Source organism: Oleiphilus sp. HI0123 (genome assembly GCF_001635315.1).
Genome location: NZ_LWGE01001234.1, coordinates 1 through 8,038, shown reverse-complemented (window position 1 = coordinate 8,038; position 8,038 = coordinate 1). Strand labels below are relative to the sequence as shown.

The 8,038-nt window shown below is 45.8% G+C and carries 9 protein-coding genes and 1 pseudogene; 6 read left to right on the top strand and 4 right to left on the bottom strand.

Features of this window, described 5'->3' with window-relative positions:
- Window positions 1-282 precede the first annotated feature (282 nt).
- Window positions 283-1,023: an SDR family NAD(P)-dependent oxidoreductase gene (locus tag A3761_RS14320; protein ID WP_068552962.1), complete on the top strand. Its 741-nt coding sequence runs from the start codon at window positions 283-285 to the stop codon at window positions 1,021-1,023.
- A 9-nt stretch (window positions 1,024-1,032) separates the two neighbouring features.
- Here the strand turns inward: A3761_RS14320 and A3761_RS14315 are convergent, their stop codons facing one another.
- The 4 genes from A3761_RS14315 to glnK form a co-directional block, all read right to left on the bottom strand.
- Window positions 1,033-1,641 carry an SOS response-associated peptidase gene (locus tag A3761_RS14315; protein ID WP_068509266.1) on the bottom strand — a complete coding sequence of 203 codons (609 nt, stop codon included), beginning with the start codon at window positions 1,639-1,641 and terminating at the stop codon, window positions 1,033-1,035.
- Window positions 1,642-1,750: 109 nt separating this feature from the next.
- Complete coding sequence (locus A3761_RS14310) at window positions 1,751-2,149, bottom strand: PilZ domain-containing protein (RefSeq protein WP_068509265.1); 399 nt, start codon at window positions 2,147-2,149, stop codon at window positions 1,751-1,753.
- Between the two features lie 175 nt (window positions 2,150-2,324).
- A complete protein-coding gene (locus tag A3761_RS14305) occupies window positions 2,325-3,584 on the bottom strand; it encodes an ammonium transporter (protein WP_231872228.1) in 1,260 nt (419 codons plus the stop codon).
- A gap of 67 nt (window positions 3,585-3,651) precedes the next feature.
- Window positions 3,652-3,990, bottom strand: a complete 339-nt coding sequence (gene glnK, locus A3761_RS14300) for a P-II family nitrogen regulator (RefSeq protein WP_068507212.1) — start codon at window positions 3,988-3,990, stop codon at window positions 3,652-3,654.
- Between the two features lie 139 nt (window positions 3,991-4,129).
- Between glnK and A3761_RS14295 the strand changes: the two genes are divergently transcribed.
- The 5 genes and pseudogenes from A3761_RS14295 to A3761_RS28780 form a co-directional block, all read left to right on the top strand.
- The gene (locus A3761_RS14295) at window positions 4,130-4,426 is read left to right on the top strand and encodes a hypothetical protein (protein ID WP_156490560.1); all 297 of its coding nucleotides are present in this window, start codon (window positions 4,130-4,132) and stop codon (window positions 4,424-4,426) included.
- Window positions 4,419-4,667 carry an accessory factor UbiK family protein gene (locus A3761_RS14290; RefSeq protein WP_068509259.1) on the top strand — a complete coding sequence of 83 codons (249 nt, stop codon included), beginning with the start codon at window positions 4,419-4,421 and terminating at the stop codon, window positions 4,665-4,667. The genes A3761_RS14295 and A3761_RS14290 overlap by 8 nt, the downstream gene beginning before the upstream one ends.
- Before the next feature lie 194 nt (window positions 4,668-4,861).
- Window positions 4,862-6,373, top strand: coding sequence for a YifB family Mg chelatase-like AAA ATPase (locus A3761_RS14285; protein WP_068509257.1), 1,512 nt, complete (start codon window positions 4,862-4,864; stop codon window positions 6,371-6,373).
- Between the two features lie 170 nt (window positions 6,374-6,543).
- Entirely contained in the window at window positions 6,544-7,524 is a 981-nt protein-coding gene (locus A3761_RS14280; RefSeq protein WP_068509256.1) for a GlxA family transcriptional regulator, read from the top strand.
- A gap of 357 nt (window positions 7,525-7,881) precedes the next feature.
- Window positions 7,882-8,038: pseudogene (locus A3761_RS28780) on the top strand (hypothetical protein); the annotation flags it as partial.

Here is an 8,038-nt window from a genome sequence, read left to right as displayed (position 1 = left end):
AAAAGCGTCTGAGCTAGGCATAGATTTGATCCGTCATTGAATGGGTGCTAAGAGTGAATGTACACCACTATTGTTGTTATTGAACAGCTAGTCAGGATTATATGCCTGCCATAAACGAGAAGTCTAGACGATTAGAACTATTCATAGACTTACTGCTTTGTGAATCCCGCTTTGTTGCCTCCTTAATGATTTGGGCTTGGCTATTGTGCTAGGCTTTCGTCTGCACAATATATGAACTTCTCCATTTGAAGATGACCGCAGCAACTGTAGGGTAGGCTAGCAATGAATAAAACAATCGTAATAACCGGAGCCAGTGATGGTATTGGCAAGGCCTTGGCATGGGAGATGGCAAAGCGAGGTTATGATCTTGGTCTTAGCGCACGTAGAGAAACCCTGCTGCAATCATTAAAAGCCGAGATCCATAAAGCCTACCCTGAAGCAAGGATAGAAATAGCGCGGCTTGATGTCACTGATACTTCGCAGGTGGATGAGGTGATTAAGGGCTTTCAATCTTCTTTGGGGCGTTTAGATATGATCGTTGCTAATGCCGGGATTGCCCGCTCAGGCAAAGCCGAGATTGCCTCTTTAGATGACCAGCTCGCCGTAATCAATACTAATCTAAATGGTGCTATCGCTACCGTCAGGGCTGCGCTTAAAGCATTCCGGACCCAAGGTGGTGGGCATATTGTGGCAACCGCTTCCGTTGCGGGCTATCGAGGTTTACCAAGAAATGCTGCGTATTCTGCTTCAAAAGCGGGTTTGGCTACCTATATGGAGGCGGTTAGGCTGGAGACCTTAAATGACAATGTTGATGTGAGTGTCATTAACCCCGGTTTTATCGATACGGAAATTAACCGTAGTTTGCCCAGCAGGCCCTTTGTTATCAATGTAGAGCAGGGCGCTAAGCAGTTTGCCGATCTGGTTGAAAAGAAAGTTAAAGCTTCTACCCTTCCTCGAATGCCTTGGGCGATTGTTGCGCCTCTTATGCGTGTTTTACCGGATTCTCTGATTGCTAAAATGTAGTTTTGGTTACTAGTCACTTATGCGCTCGAAGGTCGCCGGGGTTGAACTGATCGGTGGGTGAATCTGGAGTGCGTGATGATCGTGAAATTGATTTATCTCATTGGCTGGTCGTGGCAGTGCCAGCCAGTCCTTCACCTTTGATGCTTCGATTAACAAAGGCATTCTATGGTGATAAATTCCACAATTAGGGTCGGCTTCGCATGTGAGGGTAACAAGCTGGAAGCCACCTGAGTTCAGTGGAAATAGTATTCCTGCCATAAACAGAACGTCGTCTATTGCCGGTGAAAAACGGTGTTTTATTTTGTGCCCGGGCTCTCCTGTCCATTCAAACCAGGCCGAGCAGGGTACTACGCAACGGTGTAGTGCATAAGCAGAACTAAAGGTCTTCTTGGTGGCGACGGTTTCTGCCTGAGCGTTGAATATGGTGTGATGTGCCCAGTGAGGGTTGATCCCCCAGAGAGCAGGCGTTTGCGATAGCTTCTCATGCTGATAGTGAAGGCAGGCGACCTCTTGTGAAGGGCGTTGGTCATGATTGTTTATGGCATGAAAAAGTATATGAAATGCTTCGAATACGCCTGTATCGACGATGGCTTTGTCTACTTCAAATCTTCCACACATGTAAAGGAGCCTCTGCCTGAAACTAAGCTTATTACCTTATTGGAATATTATCATAGGCTGTGATGAAAAATTAACGAAAAGTCAGAGGCAAATTACTGATTCCCTTGATTTAGATCTGACCTTCAGCATATTTTTTAAAAAATGCAAAAGCAGTGTCCGGCGCTTCTTTAATAAATACGCCAAGCGTGAAGCCGTCCGGAGCGATCGAGGTGTGTTTGATCTCGCCCAGTACTTTGAACTCCATTTTCTTGCCATTGTAGAAAGCGGCAATTTGAAGTAGCACCAAAGCATCTTTTCGGAAGTCTACGGGGCTTACCAGTGAGGTTCCACGTTCAGAGATGTCTTTCGTTTTACATTGAACGACTTGTTTCTTGCGGGTTGTAATTGTTGCACGCCAATGGGCTGAACGCCTTGTGTATTGACGGCGCTCGGCTCCGTCATTCAAAGCTTCCGCCGTAATTTCCTGAGTGTTTTCAAGAGCTTCTGTAATCTTCTTTTTATCGGGCACTATGTGAAACTTCCTGGTCAGAGTTGGCGAGGAGTTAACAACAATAGTCTAGAGCTGCGGAAGTATCAATGTCTTGATAGTAATTATATGTGTCTTTTGTTGGCTGCTTTGACGCAAAAGGCGGGCATAAAAAAGCGCCTACAATGAGGCGCTTTTTAGTTTGTTTAACTCGAGATTAGTCGCGAGTAAACTCTGGGTAAGCTTCCATACCACACTCAGAGATATCAACACCTTCGTACTCTTCTTCGTCAGTTACTCGGATGCCCATGATTGCTTTAAGAACGCCCCAAACAATCAAGCTACATACGAATACCCAAACAAAGATCGTTAGTGCACCAACCAGCTGGCCAGCGAATGTAGCGTCAGCGTCTGATAGAAGTACTGCGAAGATACCCCATAGACCTACTACACCGTGTACCGAGATTGCACCAACAGGATCGTCAAGCTTAAGCTTATCAAGTGTTACGATTGAGAATACTACGATAACACCACCGATCGCACCAATGATCGTTGCTAGTAGTGGAGAAGGATCAGCAGGCTCTGCAGTGATCGCAACCAAACCTGCTAGTGCGCCGTTCAATGCCATTGTAAGGTCAGCCTTACCGAATAGAATACGTGCAACGATCAATGCAGCGATCAAACCACCTGCCGCAGCAGCGTTAGTGTTCAAGAATACGCTTGCTACTTCGTTAGCTACTTCGATACCACCCAGTTTAAGAGTAGAACCACCGTTGAAACCGAACCAGCCCATCCACAGGATGAATGTACCTAGCGTTGCTAGAGGAAGGTTCGCACCTGGGATAGCGTTAACCTGACCGTTAGCACCGTACTTGCCTTTACGAGCACCTAGCATGATAACACCAGCCAATGCTGCTGCAGCACCTGCCATGTGAACGATACCTGAACCAGCGTAATCGCTATAGCTACTGAGGTCGTACATACCGAACACAGAGTTACCACCCCAAGTCCAGCCACCTTCCATTGGGTAGATGAAACCCGTCATAACAACTGCGAATGCTAGGAAAGCCCAAAGCTTCATACGCTCAGCAACCGCACCCGATACGATAGACATTGCCGTTGCAACGAATACGACCTGGAAGAAGAAGTCAGAAGCGCCTGAGTAAACAGAGTCACCGCCGAAGCCGTTTTCAGCAGAATCTGCTAGAGCTTGAGCAACGTCTATAGTTGCAACGCTGTCAGTACCTGATAGGAAGAAGCCGCCGCCATACATGAACTCGTAACCACAGATTAGGTACATGGTGCATGATACTGCAAACAGTGCAACGTTCTTGGTTAGGATCTCAGTGGTGTTCTTGGCGCGAACCAAGCCTGCTTCCAGCATGGCAAAACCTGCTGCCATCCACATAACTAATGCGCCGCACACCAAGAAATAAAAGGTGTCCATTGCATACTGCAATTCATAAATGTTGTTCATTACGTTTTCCATAAGGAAATCTCCGTACTGTATTCTAAAAAATTAGTTGCTTAGTGATGAATGAGATTTAAACCGCATCAGTGCCGGTTTCACCGGTACGGATTCGAATAACTTGCTCAAGCGGTGAAATGAAAATTTTACCGTCACCAATTTTGCCGGTATTAGCTGCTTTGCTGATAGCTTCAACAACTTGGTCAACCAAGTCGGAACCAATGGCAACTTCAACTTTAACCTTAGGAAGAAAGTCAACAACGTACTCAGCGCCACGGTATAATTCCGTGTGACCTTTCTGACGGCCGAAACCTTTAACTTCAGTTACGGTAATACCTTGTACGCCAATTTCAGACAATGACTCACGTACATCGTCCAGCTTAAATGGTTTGATTATGGCAGTTACGAGTTTCATGGATATCTCCTGTGCTGTCGCTGCAATATTTACTAGTTAAAAAAATGTGTTTTAGTTCTTGTTTGCTATTCAAAATGAAAAACGAATCTCTCATTCGGAATAACAAATCTGATCGGTATATAGCAGGGGGTGTGCCAGTTTGAAAAAAAGCTTATATAACAGTTACATAAGATTAAGTGTTATTGTTGAGTGGTGGTTTTGTTGTGGTCTTGTGGTGCGGGCTTGGATTTGGCGCACCATAATGACGCAATATCTGATGCGGGTTGGCGGCGAGCGCATCTCTTTGGTGATTTTTATAGGGGGAGGATCTGATTATTTGAAAATAGATCTGTCCTTTTTAGGGTTGTGGGTTTCGCTGGCAGGGCGTGTTAGAATAGCTCTTTTGTTTGATGTAGAAAGAATGTCCCAGGCATTCCAAGGAGCGTTTGTTGCTTAGCCCTCAAGAAGTACTTAACACCATCCACGAACAGGTTAGTCAGATATTACCTGACGCCGGAAAGTCGGCTCAAGAGGATCTGACTGCGCAACTGAAAATTCTTATTAATGGTGTCATTTCCAAGCTGGATTTAGTCACTCGTGAGGAGTTTGAGACTCAGCAATTGGTGCTGGAAACAACACGCGCCAAATTGGAACAACTAGAAAAAGATTTTGCTGAATTAGAGAAAAAGTCAGCTTGATTTAATGACGAACAGATGGAACTTGTTCGTTCTTGCACTGTACTTATGCAGTGCTTGCACTACTGAGGGGCATAATGCTGCTGATCTAAAATGGCGCAATAGTTAATACAAAGCGTATTAATGAGGCGCTTTCCGGTCTACCTGATACAGCTCCTTACCTTCTTAAACAGATATGAACTTAGCAAAGGAATGCGATGTCGTTATCTATTATCTATACCCGGGCTCAGCTCGGTGTCGATGCACCTTTGGTGACAGTCGAAACTCATCTCTCAAATGGTTTGCCATCCCTAGCGATTGTTGGGCTTCCAGAAATGGCTGTTCGAGAGAGCAAAGAAAGGGTACGCAGTGCCTTAATCAACTCTGGCTTCGAATTTCCGAATCGGCGTGTGACCATTAACTTGGCGCCTGCAGACTTGCCTAAACAAGGGGGACGATATGATCTGGCAATTGCTATTGGAGTCCTGGCTGCGACAGGTCAAATAGACTCGGAAAAGCTTGGTGAAAGTGAGTTTATTGGTGAGCTGGCCTTAACCGGAGACTTGCGCCCGGTTGCCGGTGTATTACCCACGGCTATTGCCAGCGTAAAAGACGGCCGATGTTTATTTATCCCATATGGTAACGCTGATGAAGGGAAAATGGCTGGCAGCGATACAATTTTCCCCGCACGCCATTTGAGCGAAATTTGCCAGCACCTTAAATCACCCGGTGTTTTGCAAGCCCTTTCTTATGAAGAAATGATTTTGGAAGACGAAAAGCAGCCGGATATGGCTGATATTAAGGGTCAGTTCCAAGCGAGACGTGCTTTGGAGTTGGCAGCAGCTGGACGCCATAACCTATTATTCTACGGCCCTCCAGGGACAGGCAAGAGCATGCTGTCCTCTCGCCTGCCAAGTATTCTGCCACGCTTAAGCAATGCTCAGGCAGTGGAGGTGGCCTCAATCTATTCGCTGGCGGGTATTCCCAGAAAACCGGGCTTGATGATGCAAGCGCCTTTTCGTTCTCCTCACCATACAGCTTCTTCCGTATCGCTCGTTGGTGGTGGCGCACAGCCAAAGCCTGGTGAAATATCCTTATCCCATTATGGTGTATTGTTTTTGGATGAGTTGCCAGAGTATGCACGCTCGGTGCTTGAAGTACTTCGGGAGCCGATTGAAAGTGGGGAGATCAGAATTTCCCGAGCCAGTGCGAGCCTGACATTTCCGGCAGACTTTCAGTTAATTGCAGCAATGAACCCATGCCCTTGTGGCTATAGCGGCCACCCTACAGTGAGTTGTACTGATACCCCCCAGCAGATAAGTAACTATCGGCGGAAGTTGTCGGGCCCCTTATTGGATCGCTTCGATTTGCATGTCGAAGTGGCGAGTCAACCTGCATCGGTTTTACTTGGCAAAGCTCAGGCTAGTGAGTCTTCGAATGAGGTACTGGCTCGCGTGAGCAAAGCCCGAGACGCGCAAATCACCAGGCAGGGCAAGCTTAATAGTGCGCTTGAGGGTGGGGAGATTGCAGAACATTGTGCCATGCAAGACGATATGCGCACTTTTCTGGAGTCCGCCATGGATAGGATGGCTTTGTCGGCAAGGGCGGCTCACCGGATTCTTAAAGTCGCGCGTACTTTGGCAGATTTACAGGAAAGTGAGAGTATTCAAATGCTTCATTTAAGTGAAGCTTTGGCTTACCGGGGTTTGGATAGAAAGTCTGGTAGCTGAGTGCTATGTAAAGAAAAGTCTTTAAAGCTTATGGCGTACAGCTGTGACTTCCATCGCTTTATGAAATTGGCTAAGATGATGGCCTAAACTTACGCATCATAAATAAATAGCCACTTTTGAATGCGTGGTGAAGTGAGCGAAACTGCTGAAGGGAAGTTGAGGAATAGCTAATGATAAAAGCTGCGTTTCTAGTTTATGACCGCGCACTCTTTTCAGGGATAACCAGGCCCTATGAAATTCTGAAGGCCGCTAATGCAATGGCGCGCATGGCGCGGGAATCCAGGCCGCTTGAGCTGCATATGGTTAAGCTCGAAGATAAACAGCCTCAGGTTGCTGGCGATATTCCTTTAAATATCGAAGAGCGTATTGAATCTCTTGGTCATATGGACTGGATCTTTATTCCACCAAATTGGAGAGATCCGGTACATTTATTGAAACGTTATCCCAAGTTGCCAGAGATGTTAAGGCAGCGCTATGAGGAAGGGACTAACTTTATTGCCACAGGGGCCGGTGCCTATTTCTTGGCAGAAGCAGGCCTTTTAGACAAGACCCCTGCTACGACTCACTGGTTCTTTTTTGATAAATTTGAAAAGCGTTACCCTCACGTTGAACTAAAACGCCAGCACTTCATTACTTATGGTAACCGAATTTATTGTGCTGGCAGTATCAACGCGCTGTCAGACTTGGTCTTTCACTTGATTGGCCAGGCCTTTGGTTTGGAAAAACGTCAGTTAGCGGAGCGCCATTTTGCCCATGAAGTAGGCAGCAGCTACGACTTGCCTATGTTTTCAGTCGGACGAGCCGCGCATGCAGATGAAGATATTATCGAGATTCAGGCGTGGTTAAAGTCCTCGTGTCATGAAGATATTGATATTCCCCAGATGGCCGAAAGAGCAGGCATGCCAGTACGAACGTTTACACGTCGTTTCAGGCAAGCATTAGGCATGACACCGAATCAGTACCTTCAGGACTTACGCATTGAAAATGGCCGTGACTTATTGAAATCAACCGATCTAAGCATTCAGGATGTGGCTGAAAACGTTGGCTATAAAGATACGGCTTACTTTTCTCGGGTGTTTAAAACCAAGGTAGGGCTGACGCCAAGTGATTATAAGAAAATGGTGCGTCCAAAACTCTTCCAGTTAGATTAAAGAGTAATAATTTGGGACAAAAAAAGAGGAGCCTGTTTAGGGCTCCTATAATAGGGGTTTCTTCAAGGAAGACAGAATCACGATCGCTTCTTCGTGATCTGTAATAACAGTATAAGACTAAAATTTCCGTAATGTGGTTAAAAAGTGAGCTATATTTGTAATGATTCGTTATAACATGCTATCGCATGCCAAGAATTACTTACATAGCAGTCCTTTCACAACATTTAGCCTTGCTGTCGTAAGTTCAGACAATGGAAATGTAACTTGGTTCAAAAAAATAATAATACTTGATGAATCTTTTCAGATTTACGTGGTCTATTAGCATTCATCCCCTTACAAAAGGAAGACTAAACCGAGATGTCTCAGGCACCCAAAAAAGTCCTTTTTCTGTGTACCGGTAACTCTTGTCGAAGCCAAATGGCCGAAGCCTGGGTAAATACGATCAGAAATAAAGAGTGGCAAGCATACTCTGCAGGCATAGAAACCCACGGTATGAACCCTAATGCTGTTTCAG